General features: G+C 33.9%; 11 protein-coding genes and 1 other RNA gene. 2 read left to right on the forward strand and 10 right to left on the reverse strand.

Translation table 11 applies throughout. From position 1 onward, the window contains the following. Positions 1-211: 211 nt before the first annotated feature. The 10 genes from ACSKT4_RS04710 to secG form a co-directional block, all read right to left on the reverse strand. Positions 212-2,032 (reverse strand): ATP-dependent helicase, encoded by a 1,821-nt coding sequence (locus tag ACSKT4_RS04710; RefSeq protein ID WP_465822916.1) that lies wholly within the window; start codon positions 2,030-2,032, stop codon positions 212-214. Between the two features lies 1 nt (position 2,033). Continuing rightward, the gene (locus tag ACSKT4_RS04715; RefSeq protein WP_465822917.1) at positions 2,034-4,031 is read right to left on the reverse strand and encodes an ATP-dependent nuclease; all 1,998 of its coding nucleotides are present in this window, start codon (positions 4,029-4,031) and stop codon (positions 2,034-2,036) included. A 336-nt stretch (positions 4,032-4,367) separates the two neighbouring features. Further along, on the reverse strand, positions 4,368-7,400 hold the full coding sequence (locus ACSKT4_RS04720; RefSeq protein WP_465822918.1) for a DEAD/DEAH box helicase: 3,033 nt from the start codon (positions 7,398-7,400) through the stop codon (positions 4,368-4,370). Positions 7,401-7,669: 269 nt separating this feature from the next. Further along, positions 7,670-8,030: a transfer-messenger RNA gene (gene ssrA / locus ACSKT4_RS04725) on the reverse strand. A 158-nt stretch (positions 8,031-8,188) separates the two neighbouring features. Then, the gene (locus ACSKT4_RS04730) at positions 8,189-9,853 is read right to left on the reverse strand and encodes a M20/M25/M40 family metallo-hydrolase (RefSeq protein ID WP_465822919.1); all 1,665 of its coding nucleotides are present in this window, start codon (positions 9,851-9,853) and stop codon (positions 8,189-8,191) included. Between the two features lie 60 nt (positions 9,854-9,913). Continuing rightward, a complete protein-coding gene (smpB, locus tag ACSKT4_RS04735) occupies positions 9,914-10,381 on the reverse strand; it encodes an SsrA-binding protein SmpB (protein ID WP_186870530.1) in 468 nt (155 codons plus the stop codon). A 160-nt stretch (positions 10,382-10,541) separates the two neighbouring features. Then, positions 10,542-11,348, reverse strand: coding sequence for a zinc transporter ZupT (gene zupT, locus ACSKT4_RS04740; protein WP_186870531.1), 807 nt, complete (start codon positions 11,346-11,348; stop codon positions 10,542-10,544). 324 nt (positions 11,349-11,672) lie between these two features. Continuing rightward, the gene (gene rnr / locus ACSKT4_RS04745; protein ID WP_186870532.1) at positions 11,673-13,982 is read right to left on the reverse strand and encodes a ribonuclease R; all 2,310 of its coding nucleotides are present in this window, start codon (positions 13,980-13,982) and stop codon (positions 11,673-11,675) included. Between the two features lie 40 nt (positions 13,983-14,022). Further along, a complete protein-coding gene (locus ACSKT4_RS04750) occupies positions 14,023-14,769 on the reverse strand; it encodes an alpha/beta hydrolase (RefSeq protein WP_186870533.1) in 747 nt (248 codons plus the stop codon). A 140-nt stretch (positions 14,770-14,909) separates the two neighbouring features. Further along, positions 14,910-15,143 carry a preprotein translocase subunit SecG gene (gene secG / locus ACSKT4_RS04755; protein ID WP_186870534.1) on the reverse strand — a complete coding sequence of 78 codons (234 nt, stop codon included), beginning with the start codon at positions 15,141-15,143 and terminating at the stop codon, positions 14,910-14,912. A gap of 180 nt (positions 15,144-15,323) precedes the next feature. Here secG and ACSKT4_RS04760 point away from each other — a divergent pair, with 180 nt between their 5' ends. Next, positions 15,324-16,265, forward strand: coding sequence for an alpha/beta hydrolase (locus tag ACSKT4_RS04760; RefSeq protein ID WP_186870535.1), 942 nt, complete (start codon positions 15,324-15,326; stop codon positions 16,263-16,265). A 99-nt stretch (positions 16,266-16,364) separates the two neighbouring features. Continuing rightward, positions 16,365-18,077: a phosphoenolpyruvate--protein phosphotransferase gene (ptsP, locus tag ACSKT4_RS04765; RefSeq protein WP_186870536.1), complete on the forward strand. Its 1,713-nt coding sequence runs from the start codon at positions 16,365-16,367 to the stop codon at positions 18,075-18,077. Positions 18,078-18,157 lie beyond the last annotated feature (80 nt).

Below are 18,157 nucleotides of genomic sequence, written 5' to 3' on the forward strand. Positions count from 1 at the left end.
CAAGTATCGTTTAGAATAGATTTCCATTTTTTAGTTATTAGATATTAATATCAAGGCATGTCGCATTATTAACAAAAAGCATCTCTACAGTTGCTTTATAGTTCACTTAATCAATTTGAAACAGAACGGGCAATTTTCTAGATTATCATTAAGATTATTGTATTTTCTATTAATAGTTTAAAAACTTTAATCTTTGTATGTTCCATTGATATCAATTTAATACATATTTTTGGATGTGTTCGTTTTGATATAATTCTTCCCAGAACATAGATGGTTTTGGATAAAATGTTTTTAAACCGTACTTAGTCATCCGGGTGTATTTTTTTGAACGTAGTAAATAACAAACACGTTTTGCACGTGAAACACAAACAAAAAACACTCGGCGGTCCTCATTTAACTTTTCAGGATTATTTTCATTTAAATAGTAAGGAAAAGTTCCTTTTTCCAAACCAAGCATTATTACAACCTCAAATTCAAGACCTTTTGAACTATGTCTTGTTGAAATTGTTACTTGATTTAGGGGCTTACCAAGATTTGAAAACCTTGTAATATCGTAGCCTTGAAAATCTCCATTTAATGAAACATTTAATAATGTTTTTAAATTATTTACCTCGTCAGGATAAATATCGGATTCATTTAGAATATTAAATAAATCTAAATTGGATATCATATATTTTAACCATTCATACAAAGACTGATTGTATTTAGCGCTGTTTTCTAATAGAGAATACAGTCTCTTTCTTTCCTTAATCACTCTTTCTGAAGATATAAATTGATTATTTTTAGTGAGTACTTGGATCCAGTAATCAACCAGATTATTAAATGATTCATTTGAATTTGTTGTTACCCAAGAAGCACATTTTTCTAACCAATTAACTATATCACTTCTATTAAAGTCAAATTTTGATATATAAAATGGGATGCCTCTTTTATCTAAAATACTGCTTAAAGCCTTTATTTGCTTTTCACCTTGGACTAGAACACAAATCTCTTCTAAAGGAATGCCTTCCTGCTGACAATCAGGAATGATCCTTTTGACAACCTCTTCATATTGATCATCCAATTCTTCTTCACAGGTGACAAAGTAAAATTCTGCCTCTTTATCAAATGATTTCCCTGATACATACTCTCGTCCTTGATTTAGTCCTAGAACTGATGCATTAATAATATCTTGATGGCTTCTATAATTTGTTCTTAATTCTATTGGCATAATATTAGGATTTAGATAGAGTTCATTTAAGTAGTCAGGTATTGCACCGTTAAATCCGTATATAGATTGGTCCGGATCACCTACTGCAAAAATTTTAATATTTGTTTTATGGAATAGAGAAAGCACCATTTCATGTAATGGTTTACCTAAATCTTGATACTCATCAATTAGTATCCAAGGAAATTTGGCCTCTAAGCATTTTCTTACATATTCCTCTTTTTGTATTAGTAATGTTGCATATTTGACAATATCAATAAAGTCAACTTTCCCCATAGCATGAAGACGCTTTTCATATTCTTTAGCAGCTTTTAGTGCAATATCGTAAGGTTCAACTGTAACTGAACTAATACCTTCAATACTTAAAGTTCTTTCCTTGTCCATATCAAGAATTTTAATATCTTTTGGATTATAATTTAGTTCTCTAACTATATCATTAAAAAGTTGATTCTTTTCTTTTTCTGATACAATTTTTAATGGCAAAGGAATTTCATAATTATATAAATGAGCAAATGGACTAATTACCTCTGCAATACAAAATGCATGTACAGTTCCTAAGAAAACATTGCTTCTTTTTACATACCCTAAATCAAACAGTCTATTCGTAAACTCCTTCACTGCTTCCCTATTATATGTTAAACAAGCTAAGCCTCTAGGATATTTAATCTTTTCAATCAACAGCCTCATGATTTTCAAGGTTAATACTGTAGTTTTCCCACTACCGGGTCCGGCTTTAACAACAGTACTGACGTTAGAATTAAAGGCTTTAAGCTGGTCTTCATCATTTTTAATCTGCTCAATTTTTTTTAGGTAGGTTGTATTCATATTACTCTACCTCATCTATTTTACTATATATTTGAAAAATCGCTTCTTCAATATAAGATGGGATATGCTCTTTTATACACATTAGTGATAGCCTTTGAGCATATCTACCTTTTCCTATTTCATTGTCACTATTTTCAATTTTCCTCAAGCAAGCCCAGTAATCTCCAGAATTTAGTTCATTTTTAAAGTTTTCTTTTTGCCGCTCTCCACCTGTAGTTAACTCATTAAATATACTACAAATAATATTTCTCCCTGCTTCGGATTTTGAACAAGAATCCATTATGTCTACTTCAATTGTATAGTATCCAACAAACATTCCATTCTTTACAAAAAGCTTCTCCTGTTCATCAAGTTCTTCTGGTATGCTAGAATCATCTATTTTTTTCAATTCTATTAATAAATTTCCAATTCGTTCTAAACCTAAATATCCATTTGAAGTGTGCGTGTCGTTAACCAACATATGATATTTTCTTTTCAGTTCATCTTTTTCCTTTACCCAAGCATAATAATCTCCATCTGTAATGCACACATACGGAATACCTAGTAAATCTAAAAACGCTACATAAGGTTTAAAATTAGTAGAATTGATATTACAGCAGATAATACCTTTTAAATCTAAAGGCATACCTAGTTTCTCTGCGAATGCAGGAATCAAATACTCCTCAGCTATACCTTCTACTAATATTACGCCCTTACCGAAATATATTTCTCCTCGTTTAACATCAATATATCGTTCAAGGTCTTGCATTTCTTTATTTGATAAATCTAAGTTAGCTGTTGTATTAATCATCGTTCCTTTTTTAGTTGTTCGTAAATGAACAATAGAATTCAATGGTGCAACAGATGTTATGTATGGTGAATGTGTTGTCATTAACACTGAAGTATTATTCTTCATTACATCTTTGTAAATGATTCTTTGAAATGTGGGATGTAAATGTGCTTCTGGTTCTTCAATCGCAAGTATTGTGAAACCTTCACTAGCCGAATGAAATTTATCCATAAAAGAATATAATTTAGTAATTAGTTGGTCCTCTATATTTTCTTTCAAAAAATAATTACCTTTAGAAGTAGATTCATAACATTCATCTAATATTTCACTTTCATTTTCTCTCTTTAATTCCATATATATCTCTTTTTTCAATAAGGTTGGAATGGTTTTATCCTGTAAAGATAATAGAATCAAAGAAATATAAAGTATATTATTTATTCCAAGACTTGTCTCACTAGTTGGTCTTTGTTTTTCTTCACCTATCATCAATTTTAACGTATTTAAAATTCTATTCGGATCGACATCAACTGTTTCTAATGCAACTTTAGAAAAGGATTCGTTTCCTAGTGTATTAATGAATCTATTATTTATTTGCTTCTCAAGATCGATTAATTCATCAATTGATAATATTTCATTGCTTTGTTCTTTTAGTTTTAGAGCAATATCTTCCAATTCATTTTTATCAATTTCATATTGCTTTAACAAATTATTTATCGGTGATTTTCTTGAATTCCTCATTTCACTTTCAACATCGCGTATAGCATTAATAACTTTAATATTCAAATACTTTCTATGATTATGTGTAAACTGTACTTCTGGACGATTACCTTGAAAAATTGTATATAAATACTCATTAGTTTCAGGAGAAGGAAAGAATAGATAAGTTAAACGTAACGTCGGTGGTTTATCTGAAATTGTTGCATCAGACAACATTGATAAAACTGTTGTATTGTGTTCATAACCTCGAATTTCAATCATAACTTCGACTATTTCACCATTTTTCATTGGATTATCTAATCCATCAAAAAAATCTGATTCGTTTAAATAACGATCTTCATCAGATAGTTTAGGATCCAAGATTAATTGAATCGCTCTTAAAAAATTTGTTTTTCCTACATTATTTTCACCAATGATAACTTGCTTATGACTTAAATTAACATCGATATCCTTAAAGTTCCTAAAATTTTTTATTTTTACTCTAGAAATATATGGTGATTTAATTGCACACATAATTTTCCCCCTCTTCTGATTTTCTTTTATTTTTATTATATCGTTTAATAGAATAATTTGTTGAATTTTAAGGAAAGGTTTATTTAAGGTCAGTAAAAATGAAAATTAACAAACACTGGTATCACTATAAAAAAGAAAGGACATTACACTATTGTAGGTAATGCCCTTATCACACAATTATTTTTCGCTAAATTGACCACATTCTAATGACTTATTTGAATTAAAATACCCTTTTAAAGCATAAATTCCCTAAAAATTGCAAACCTATGTATGAATTTACGAAATAAACCATTATGTTTCTACACAGATATTGTTTTCTCTTTATTCTTCTAAGAACTAACTTATTTGATTAAAATAAATCTTAAATTTTGCATTAGAGTTTTGAACTGCTGCCCATGTGGACATTAATAAATATTCTATTTGTATAATCTCCGGTTTTGGAATCCTACCGTTTTGCTTTTCTTTTTGGTATTCTTGCAATGAAAACATATCACCTAGCAATGCCCAAACATAAACATTTGAATCCTGATCCCGTGAAATCCTTTTGATTTTTTCCCATATTTTTTCAGGATGTTTTTTCCCGGTATTAACAATAATTCTGTTAGTCTTTACACAGTAACTATCAACATCCCAATCCTTATCCCAATTATTTAAATCTTTTGGCTTCCTATTACTTAAAGGATTTACATAATCTAAATTCTTAATTATTTGACCACATACATCCTGAAATGCAGATGCAGATAATTTTTTATTACTGGCCTTACAATGAATAAAATAAATCGACTTACTTTTTTCATTTAATCCTATAAAATCTGCAATTTCAGATTGTAAATCTGTACAAATCAAATAGTCTAGATTTCTTATAATACGGGATATTTCTTGAGAGCCTTTATTTGTAAGATCTAAATTTCTTGCATAATTAGAAACCAAATAAAATAATGAGTTATAATCCCATTTTGGTTTAGTTATTCTTAATCTATCTTTCTTATCTCTATAAAACTTTCCTTTTTCGTTAAGTTTTTTAATACCCTTCTTTGTTTTAAATTCTACAAGTATATCCAGTAATCTATTATCATCATCTTTAATTCCAATCTCATAAAAATCTCCTTTACAATAAACAGATTTACAATCCTTGGTTAATATTTGGAAGTTCTGAAGTTTGTTTAAATAGGTGATTAAATCTTCCTTTTTATCATCAATAATTATATACAGATTCCAGTTTCCAATTTTTTTTAATTTATAATTGTGTTTCGAATCATCAAATTCAACTTCAATTTCATAACTTTTTTCATTAACTTCTATATTAAACTTCCAATTTTCAATATCAAAGATTAGCTTTTCTAAGAATAAACTACTATTCTTAACATCATAAATTTTCTCCCTTTTAGACTCTTCAATATCAATTAAAATATTTATTGGTTCTATTACATCGGGAGTATTAGCTTTCGAACCATATCTCTTAAATATTGAAGGTTTAATCGTTGCTAATTTTAGTTTTTTTGATAAATAATTAATCCAAGAAATATATTCTTTCAAATAAAATAAATTCGATGAATCAGAAACTCTTGCATTGCTGAATCCTATATATCTTCCTCTTGCCTTATTATCATGTCCATTACTTACTCCATAAACAGTTGTTAAGAATTTATATTTATCAGTAATAGTAGGAGAAACAGCCCCCATATTTTCAGAAGACAACTTTTCCCGTTTTATATTATCTGAAATAAATCCATTATTAATTGTTAACTCTTTAAAAGTTGTGTTATTATCGAATAATTTTTGTAATCTATCTGCTGGAATCCTTTTATATTTTTCATGTATTTCATTAGGTATAATATTATTACTATCATAATAAAAAAGTAATTCCTCATTAATCTTCAACACGCTTATTCCCAATTTCGGTTCAATGAAATAATTATTTACTAAATAAGGAGAACTTCTAAAAATAGAATACAGAACAACAATTGTAAATATATTAGAATTTTTTAGTTCATATATAACCTTAGCGTTATAACCATTAATAAGATTATTTAATATATATGTATAGTAATTATCGATTCCTTCAAGTGGCTCTTCAATATAGAATACATTTGTTTGTAATGGTAATCGGAAATTGTCTATTAGTTCTTCATCTAATTCAGATTTTAAATAATTTACTTTTTCTAAAAACCTATTATTTATATGCATAACATTCGGTAGATAAGAAGTTATTTTATTAAAATAATCGTCATAATTAAAGTTAATCAAATCTAATTCTTCATTTAATTTAGATTCGTAATTTAAATATTCTTTAAATAACTTTTCTTGATTTACACTGCCCTCTCTATATATCACTAAACTCTCCGAAACTAAATCATTTTTCCGAATTATACGCCCAACTTGTTGAATTAGTGATCTTACATCGTTAAAAGAGTCGTAAATAGCCAATAATGAAAAATCGTTATCATCAATACCTTCAATAAGTTTATTTTGATGTATCCAGAATGTGGAAGGAATTTCTTTAGTATTAGGTACGTTTTTAAAAAGGCCAGCAACAACATCAGTTTTAAACGTATCATGAATTGCTGTTACGGTTTCACCTTTTTTATTTAAATAATCTTTAGCTTTTAAAATTTCAGATACATCTTTAAATCTAATTATTGTTTTGATTTTTTTGTTATTTTTTTCTTCCATTTGTTTTGTTAAATGTACAACTTTATTTAAAAATTCCTCTAAGGAATTAACTCCCTGATATTTGATAAATCTTGGGCTTCTAATTCTATTTTCTTCAATTGCTCTTTGAAATGAATAATTATAAACAAATTTTTTATCTAGATAAAAGTTATTATTATCGTTTCTTAAAGGAGTTGCGGTAAATAATATAACCTTTTTATTTAAAGCTCGAATAGTTTGCTGCCATTTTTTAGCGGGTTCTCTATGTCCCTCATCAAAAATTACCAAGCTTATTTTTTCCTTTAATTTTTCAAAATCCTTAAAGTGTTTTTCTCTAATATCATTAATGGTTTTTGCAGTGCAAATATAAATGGTACTTTTTTTAGTTTTTAACAAATCATTTATGTTACTTGGATATAGTTTTTCTACATTCTTAAAAGGTGCCTTTAGTTCAAACTTTGAAATAATTTTATCTTTCAACTCTTCTGTCAACTGGTCTGTGATGCCTTTAGAAGGAGATACAATCAATATATTTTTATGCTTTTTATAATAGTTAGAGATATAAGCAATAATTATTGTTTTTCCAGTTCCAGTCGGTAGCTTTATGAGAGCATTTTTGTTACTTTTGCTTTTAAGATATTTTTCAATTGTAAGTAGCGCTTCTTTCTGAAAAGAGTATAACTTCCGAAACAATTCAATGTGATTATCGATCTTCAACTTTGCTCATCCTTTGATATATAAAATTAACTCAAAATATAACAAATCAAATTAATTATACAGTTATCGACAACATTATACTAAAAATAACCAATAAATAAAAAAGGAAGAAACAACTGTTTCTTCCCTCGTATAAAAAGCTTTTCTTGAATTTGATATTAATGCATTGAACCATAAAATTTCCTAAAATAAAAGGAACCATAAAGTTTCCAAACGGAAATTTTATGGTTCCTGTCACAATAACACAAAAAAACCACCAACATATGTATTGGTGGAGACGGCGGGAGTCGAACCCGCGTCCAAAGGTATCGGCACTCAGGCTTCTACACGTGTAGTTGGTATATTATCTTTCACTAGCTCTTCAGCCTACCAACAGGCTTCCGAGTAGCTAGTCCGATTGATTTCAACGCTCATCCTCAGACTGCGGATAACCGTATAGCCCGCTTCAGTTGAGACCCTTCAATCCGCTTCACGGGCGAAAGCGGGAAGGATCCTTTAGAAGTGCTTACGCAGCTGCTAAAGAGTAATTGTTTTCTTTGCCAGTTATATTTAGGCGATAACGTTTTACGAGTCGTAACCTCGACGCGCAACCTGAGCTCGACCTACCCCTGTCGAATCCGTAACGTCCCCATAAAGGAAAACGCTCGGGTAATTACGAGCACAAATTATTATTCAATTATTAATCGCTTATTAGCGACATGATTTATTATAACATATCCAAAAACATTTTCAAGGGCTCAAAGGTGGGATGTTTTCCCACTAAGACTTACGTTTTCCAGTTCACAGTTCTACTCACTTAATACTTTGTCTATCACTAGCTTCGTCATATTCGGCACAATCTCCATCGAGTACGCTATTTCTACTCGTTCAAGCTTCTTATGAGCATCTAAGCCATAAGGACCGATATTAATCACCGGAACATTAATGTCTCTTATAGCATCATAATCTACGTAATGCTTCGTGCCCCATGCTGGATTATTATCCTTTACAGCCTTTATTCCAGCTTCATCATCGCTAATCGCCATAAAGCTCATGTCAGAGATATATGGAAAGAAGTTCTTCACCTTTATCGGTTGTTTATATACGGATTGAATGGTATGAACCGCTTCATCTATAGCATCATTCAATTTCTGTTCATTAGACGTTTTCCCTGTCAATTCAATTCGCGGATAATATAAGGAAGAATAAAATAATATAATGGTTGGATTCTTATCCTCCATCCACTTCCACGCTTCCTCAACCACTTTTAAAGCAAACATACGTGTATCGAGAGAATCATCATGAAGTAAGTTATTTTTGAAAACAGCCATTGCTTCTTTATACTTGTTACCATGTGCTTTGACTAACATTTCATCCATTTCTTCATAGAGGAGGACTCGTGGCTCCCACGGAACCCCGTCATTCCGTTTTCCTGACATGTTACAATACGTGTTATAGCTCTGTTCAAAAGCAGTTAAAGCATTTTGAAAAGCAATATGAGCTTGCTCCTTCAACAATTCAAGTGCTTCCTTTGGCGTCCAGGAATGGATGAAAAAGTTATAATATACAAACGCTCCTAAAGCCGTCTGTACATTATATGCAGCCTTTAAATCCATTTGTTTTAGGGCAACTGGTGGTAATGTATATTCACCATGTGCTTCATTACAAAGCTCGGGATTATAGCTAATCTGTCTCGTTAATTCGGATGCAATGAAATTAGGATCAATTCCCTCAAAGGCAGCACCGACATGGGTTTCAGCCCCAGTAATATAAAAGGATGGGAGCAATTTCCCTACGGTGCCTTTATAAATATAACGATTCGGATCCCCCTCATATAATGGCGATACAAAATCAGCATTTATCGCAGCAACATAATCAAACCCTTGCTCTTCTTTCCATTTATTTAATGTTTTAAGTGCAGAGAGAATACCATGTGAACCATCCTCTTCATCGCATTCTGCAATAAACACGAGGTTACCATTTAGCTTTTCCGGATGTTCAGAGAAATATTGAAGTAAATACAAATTACTTGCCAGTCCACTCTTCATATCAAGAGCTCCACGGCCAAATAACCATTCATCCGGAAGCAAATGCTCTCGGTCCTTAAGTGAAATCTCTTCATCCTTTAACCATTCCATCCATTCATCTGGTTGAAAAGCATAGTCTGCCTGTTGATTAAAATCCTCTACCCCAACGGTATCCATATGTCCCATCATGATAACTGTCCGATTACTATTTCCTTTTGTTCCTTTCACATAAGCAAGAACATTATGGCGTTCCATTTCATCGTCTATCGTTTTTTCAATTACTAAGTGATCCGGGTTTGCTTGATAATAAGGAAAAGATGCTATCATCGTGTATAAGGAATGAGCAATTACACGCTCGCCATCCGTATTCACAATACTTCGAATCGAAACAAGCTGCTTAGTTAAATGTAAGACTTCATCACGACATTTCATTAAAGAATATCCCATTCACTTTATCCCCTTTATAGTGTAAAACCATCAGTCACTAGTAAACTGATGGAAATATTCTTATCGATTATAGTCTTTTATTGCACGATCAATATCACGCTTCATTTGTTTCTTCTTTAAATCCTCACGTTTATCGTATTTCTTCTTCCCTTTTCCAAGTCCTATTAATACTTTTGCATAGCCATTTTTCAAATAGATCTTCAACGGAACTAGTGCATACCCTTCTTGCTGGGTCAAACCAATCAGCTTATCAATTTGCTTTCGATGTAGTAATAGCTTCCTTGTTCTAGTTGGATCATGATTGAATCGGTTACCTTGTTCATACTCCGAAATATGCAAGTTGATTAATTGAACTTCACCACGCTTATCGATTCGAGCATGGGAGTCCTTTAAATTCACACGTCCCGCACGCAATGATTTAATTTCGGTACCTTGTAGGACAATCCCCGCTTCATACGTATCTTCTATAAAATAATCATGTGATGCTTTTTTATTTTGTGCAATAACTTTACCTTCACCTTTAGGCATTGTTTCGCCCTCCTAAAACTACGTGCATCAATTTTACCAAATAATCCAACGTTATTCCAATAAGAAGGGAAGTAATCAGGTTATAAGCTTGTCCAAGCAAGCTGTAATAAAAACCCCAAAGGTACCAGCTTCGTACCTAGGGGCTCTATAGATTCACATGTTATAACAGTAAAAGACTTAATGCCATTAATGCCATACCACATATTACCCCATAAATGGAGACATGGGCTTCATCAAATTTTTTCGCTGCTGGTAATAATTCATCAAGCGAAATAAACACCATAATTCCAGCTACAGCTGCAAAGATAATACCAAACATCGTTTCCGTTAAGAATGGCATTAGGAATAAGAAAGCGACAATTGCTCCAACAGGTTCTGCAAGTCCGGAAAGAAAAGAATATTTAAATGCCTTTTTCTTATCATTTGTAGCATAGTAAATCGGAACGGAAACCGCGATACCTTCTGGGATATTATGAATTGCGATCGCTATAGCAATGGCAAAACCTAGCGTTGGATCCTGAATAGTCGAAACAAAAGTAGCAATACCTTCTGGGAAATTATGTATCCCAATTGCTACTGCTGTAAAAACGCCCATTTTCATCAGGTCTGGATTTTTTGTTACTGCTCCATTGGTCTTCATATCCTCCACTTTCTTTAATTCGTGTGGGTTGGAACCCGACGGCACAAACCGATCAATTAATGCAATCAGTAACATTCCCGCAAAGAAGGATACAACGGTTAACCATCGCCCTCCACTCTCACCTAATTCTGAAACAAGCGAATCTTGCGCCTTTACAAATATTTCAACCATGGATACATAAATCATCACCCCAGCAGAAAAACCTAACGCAAAAGATAAAAACTTCGTGTTTGTTGTTTTCGCAAAAAACGCTAGTAAACTTCCTATCCCAGTAGCCAAACCGGCCATTAACGTGAATAAGAAAGCAAGTATCACTTCATGTGGCATTTCAGTAGATCTCCTTTTCATAGTTGGACTACCTAATTTGTTTTTCCCTAGGGAAACATTTTAATATAGAAATATATTATTCGATGGATGATAAATATGCAATAAAAAAATTCAAAAATTTACAATAGACTAGTTTAGATTAATTCTGCACAAATGTATGATTTTCCTCAAACCCGTAATTTCACTTTTTTCTTTCAACTATTAGATCACATGTCTTTTAGTTATGCTGGCGCGAAAGATTCTTATACTTCCCTATCTGCTAAGAAAAAGACTAATTCTGCCAGTTAGACAGAATTAGTCTTTTAAATAAGACGTTATTTGTGCTTATTTTTTCTTTTTTGTTTTTGGCTTCTTAGATTTAGCAGGATGTTTGGAGGATTTGCCGTTTTTGGCAGGTTTTCCGGATTTACCCGGTTTTCCACTCTTACTAGATTTCCCTTTATTAGGACTTCCATTCCGGCCTTTATCTGATCTATGTGGCAGTTCCTTGTTTCCTTTCTTTCCTACTCCTACAATTTCAAAATCAATTGCATGCTCGTCCATGTTCACACTAGTGACGCGAACGTCAATTTCTTGTCCAATTCGATACACTTTACCGGTACGTTCACCGATCATGGCATAATGACGCTCATCAAAATGATAGTAGTCATCCGTCAAATAGCTTACATGAACAAGCCCTTCAATGGTGTTTTCTAATTCAACAAATAACCCAAAACTAGTCACAGAGCTAATAACGCCAGTGAATTCTTCACCAATTCGGTCCTGCATATATTCTGCTTTTTTCAAATCGTCCGTATCACGCTCTGCATCGACTGCTGTACGTTCTTTCTCAGAAGAATGTCTAGCAATCTCCGGTAGCTTCTCTTTCCAGCTGCCGATTGTCTTAGCGTCTAATGACTTTTCAATTAAATAGGTTCGAATTAAACGGTGAACAATTAAATCAGGATATCGTCTAATTGGTGAAGTAAAATGCGTATAAAACTCCGTAGCAAGTCCAAAATGACCGACACCTTGTGGATCATATTTCGCCTGCTTCATCGAGCGGAGCATAAGCTTCGAGATAATCATTTCCTCTGGTTCGCCTTCTGCATCCTCCAGCACCTTTTGTAAGCTCTGTGGGTGGATTTCATTTGCTGTACCTTTGACTTTATAGCCTAACCCACCTAAGAACTCAAAGAAGTGTTGTAGCTTACTTTGATCTGGGTCCTCATGAATACGGTGAATAAATGGTACATCCATCCAGTGGAAGTGTTCGGCAACCGTTTCATTAGCTGCTAACATGAACTCTTCAATTAACCGTTCCGCTACAGAACGTTCTCGAATTACGACATCAGTTGCCTTTCCTTCTTCATCCACTAATACTTTCGCCTCTTTAAAATCAAAGTCGATTGCACCGCGACCCATCCGCTTCGAGCGCAGAATGGAAGCAAGCTTTTCCATTTGCTCAAACATCGGTACTAGTGGCTCATATCGCTCTCTGAGTTCTTCATCTTGATCGACAAGTATTTTATTGACATCGGAATAGGTCATTCTTTCGGTTGTACGAATGACACTTTGGAAAATTTCATGATTAACTACTTTACCCGTTGAGTCGATTTCCATCTCACAGCCTAGTGTTAATCGGTCCACTTTCGGATTTAAGGAACAAATTCCATTCGACAAACGATGGGGAATCATCGGGATAACTCGGTCTACAAGATAGACACTTGTCCCACGCTCAAACGCCTCTTTATCAATTGGTGTTCCTTCTTTTACATAATAACTAACATCTGCAATATAAACGCCTAATTTATAATTGCCGTTATCTAATCTTTTCACCGTTACCGCGTCATCAAGGTCCTTGGCATCTGCGCCATCGATGGTCACGATTACTTCATCACGAAGGTCGCGTCTATTTTCTAGCTCTATAGGATCGATTTCATCTGGTGTATTAACCGCTTGTTCTAACACTTCAGGTGGAAAGTCCATTTTAATCCCATGTTTATATATAATCGAGATTATATCAATCCCAGGATCATTTTTATGACCAAGAATTTGAATGATTTCCCCTTCCGCACTCATTCGATTCTCAGGATATTTCGTAATACGAGCAATTACTTTATGCCCATCTACTGCTCCATTCATCTTACCTTTAGGGATAAAAATATCGTTTGGAATGCGTTTATCATCAGCTATAACAAAGCCAAATGCTTTGTTATACTCAAACGTACCAACAACCTCGGTAATAGCTCGTTCAAGAATCCGAATGACAACCCCTTCTGGTCGGTTTCCAGAAATATCCTGCTTTTCAATCCGCACTAATACACGATCATTATTCATTGCGGATGCTAAGTCCGAATGATGAATGTACACATCGGTTTCATTTTCATCATCTGGAATTAAGAAGGCAAAGCCCTTTGCATGCATTTGAATTCGACCACGGATTAAGTTCATCTTTTCTGGAAGGCCAAATCGATTCTTTCTTGTCCGAACAAGCTCACCATTGTATTCTAATTCATTTAACGCTTTTACTAGCTCTTTAAATTCGACTACATCCGTTATTTCCAGAATCTCTTCTAATTCTTCTACCGCTAAGGGCTTGGAATCATAGGTTTTAAAAAACGCGCGTACCTTTTCTACCATTGTTTCACTCATATGACACCCTCCTTCTCTTTCTACTCTTCGTTGTTGTATCTCATTGTGCCCAATCTAATGATTCTAAAAACTGATAAATATCTTCATGTAATTGCTCTTTCTCTTTATCAATTGTAATGACATGGCCAGATTCTTCATACCATTTAATTTCTTTTTGCTCTGCTTCCACATTCTCATAAATATATGTAGCACTGGCAGGATTAATCATCTTGTCTTGTCTCGCCTGAACAACCATGGTTGGTGTATAAATGGTGTCCACATTAGACTTAACATCCGTTATCAACTTACCAAGTGCTTCAAACATTGGACTAGAATTTTCCATTAAATAGGATACCTCATTTTGGATTGTTTCTTTATCTTTTCCTTCTAGTTGTTTATATTCCTTTGAAAAAACCTGGAAACCAGAAGTTAACTGCTTTTCATTGTCAAAAAACATCGGAGCACACATCGGTATAACCCCTTTTATATTTTGCGAATATGCAAGTTTTAAACTAAATACACCACCTAATGACAGGCCTGCAACTGCAATTTCGTTATAGCCTAAATCTTTAAGGTGTTGAAAGGCTTTCTGAACATCCTCCCACCATTGGTCAGGTCTTGTTTCAATTAATTCCTCAGGCGGAGCACCATGTCCACGATAAATTGGTGCATGGCTCGTATATCCTTTCTTCTCTAAAAAGCGTCCAAGCATCCGTACATCGGCTGTATGTCCAGTAAATCCATGTAATAATAAAACAGCTCTTGGTCCTGCTTCAAATGTAAATGGTTTTGGTTGTATTACTTTCATCTGACATAAACTCCTTCTCTATTCTTACTTTACCCTTTATACTATAACTTACACGAATTTGAGTAGAAAAACTAATCAATTATTCTAATCGATATACAGTAAAAAACCCTTACCACTTTTGTGATAAGGGTTGTCATCGACTATTGTAATACGTAAGCACTTAAGAAAGCTAAGACAAAGAATAATACTCCCGCTACAACAGTTGATCTGTGTAGAACAAGGTCAATTCCTCTAGCTTTTTGCTTCCCGAATAATTGCTCCGCTCCGCCTGAGATAGCCCCAGAAAGACCAGCACTTTTACCACTTTGTAATAGAACTAAGATAATCATAATAATTGCATCCAGAACTAATAGAAAATTCACAACACTTCCCATGTTACCATGGCACCTCCTGATCTTAAACAGACAGTTAACTATTCATACTTTAGCATAATTTCAAATACTTTATCAAGCTATTTTTATAAAAGTAGAATATATTATACATATAATAGCATTTCCTAAAAGATTAATCTATGATAAGCATATTACCAGATCATGTAATAGGGAGTGATTGTAATGAAAACGACTTTCTGGATGAAAACGGATGATAACGTAGAACTCTATGTCGAAAAATGGCATACCCCTGATAGACAACCGAAAGCCATTGTTCAAATAGCACATGGGATGGTAGAGCATATCCAACGTTATCATGATTTTGCTAGATATCTGCTAGAACAAGACATATTCGTCTATGGAAATGATCATCGAGGACACGGAAAAACAGGTCAAAGACAGGGGTTAATGGGCTATTTCGCTGAGGCAGATGGTTTTACAAAAACAACAGATGATTTGTTCACCATCACCAAGAAGATTCAGGAGGAATACCCAAATGTACCCATTTTTTTACTAGGCCATAGTATGGGTTCCTTTCTAGCAAGAAATTACATACAAATGCATAGTGACATTCTTCAAGGTGTAATTCTTTCAGGTACAGGCTTTTATCCATCGTTAACTACTAGTCTCGGTAAAGCTCTTTCAGCTCGGTTAAACCCTGTAGAGAAATCCCCTTTGATGAATAAACTTGCCTTTGGCGCATTTAATCGTAAAATTCATAACCCAAAATCCCCGTTCGACTGGATCTCACGAGATCCTGACGTAGTAAAAGCATATATGCAAGACCGTTTTGCAGGATATATACCAACAGCACGCTTCTTTTTCGATTTAATGACAGGCCTACAATTCATACATAATCCAAAGCGAAATGCTAATATACGTAAAAACCTGCCAATGCTATTTATTAGCGGTGAAGCAGATCCAGTTGGTAACTATGGTAAAGGAATTTGGAAAACTGTTTCCCTCTATACACAGCTTGGACTTGATAATGTTACAACGACACTTTTCGAGGGAGCACGACATGAAGTGTTGAATGAAATAAATAAAGAGGAAGTTTACAACATAATCCGACAATGGCTTTTACAAAATATGACAACTTATCCACCTAAAACGCTTTCAATTTGAACAATTTGTATACAAAAGTGTAATCGCTTGAAACCTAGGTATATTACGGTTAAAGTAGTTAAGTATAGTAAAAATTATTTGAAGGGTTGGTACAATCGTATGACAAACATCCATGGTATTGCTGCATCTTCTGGCATTGCAATTGCAAAAGCCTACCAGCTAGTAACACCGGACCTAACATATACTGCAGAGACTGTTGATAATCCAGAAAGCGAAATCAAGCGATTAGAAGATGCGTTAGAAATCTCAAAACAAGAGCTTGAGAAAATTAAGGCTCACACTTTAAAAGAACTTGGTGAAGAGCACGCAGAAATTTTCTCAGCACATTTACTAGTTCTAGGAGATCCAGAACTAATTAATCCAATTAAAGATAAAATTAAAAATGAAAAACTATCTGCTGAGGCCGCATTAGATGAAGTAGCTAAAATGTTCATCGAAATGTTTGAAAGCATGGACAATGAGTACATGCGTGAGCGTGCTGCTGACATTCGTGATGTAACCAAGCGTGTATTAGCACATCTTCTTGGCGTATCTTTCCCAAATCCTGCATTAATTGACGAAGAGGCTATCGTTATTGCTGGTGATTTAACACCATCTGACACGGCTCAATTAAACCGTCAATTTGTAAAAGGATTTGCAACCGATATCGGTGGACGTACATCACACTCTGCTATCATGGCAAGATCTTTGGAAATACCTGCTGTAGTCGGTACAAAAGAAGTTACAAAAACCATCTCCCAAGGTGATATCGTCATTATTGATGGAATCGACGGTAATGTAATTGTCAATCCAACAGAAGAGCAAATTAAAGAATACGAAGCAAAAAGTGAAAGCTTCAAAAAACAACAAGCACTTTGGGCAGAATTAAAAGATGAGCCTACCTTTACTTCTGATGGTGAACAAGTGGAGCTTGTGGCAAATATCGGTACACCTGAAGATGTAACTGGTGTTATTAACAATGGTGGAGAAGGTGTTGGTCTTTACCGTACAGAATTCTTATATATGGGTAAAAGTGATCTCCCTTCTGAGGACGAGCAATATGAAGCATACAAATCTGTTCTGGAACAAATGGGAGACAAGCCTGTTGTAGTTCGTACACTAGATGTTGGTGGGGATAAAGAGCTACCTTATCTTGACTTACCAAAAGAATTAAACCCATTCTTAGGCTATAGAGCAATCCGCTTCTGCCTAGAAAATGAACATGTTTTCCGTCCGCAATTACGTGCACTACTTCGTGCAAGTGTTTATGGAAACTTGAAAATTATGTTTCCAATGATTGCGACACTAGAAGAGTTCCGTAAAGCGAAAGCAATCCTATTAGAAGAAAAAGACAACCTTAAAAATGAAGGTCACGACGTGTCAGATAATATTGAAGTAGGTATAATGGTAGAGATTCCATCCACTGCTGTTATCGCAAAACAATTTGCTAAGGAAGTAGACTTCTTCAGTATTGGTACAAACGACTTAATTCAATATACAATGGCTGCTGACCGTATGAATGAGCAAGTATCATACTTGTATCAACCATACCATCCAGCAATCTTAAACCTTATCAATAATGTTATTGAAGCTGCACATAGTGAAGGTAAATGGACTGGTATGTGTGGAGAAATGGCAGGAGACCCAATCGCGATTCCTATCCTACTTGGTTTAGGGCTAGATGAATTCAGCATGAGCGCAACATCTATTTTACCAGCACGTACACAATTAAAAGGCATCTCTAGGAAGGAAATGGCTTCTTACAAGGACAAGCTATTAACTATGTCTACAGCAGAAGAAGTTGTTGCATTTATAAAAGAAAAAACAGAATAAAGATTTAAAAGCCCAGACATTGAGTCTGGGCTTTTACTATGTTAGATAGAATTCTATAATGAAGTCTATTCTTTCTCCCC

The sequence above is a fragment of the Ornithinibacillus liuyingii genome, from assembly GCF_055550225.1.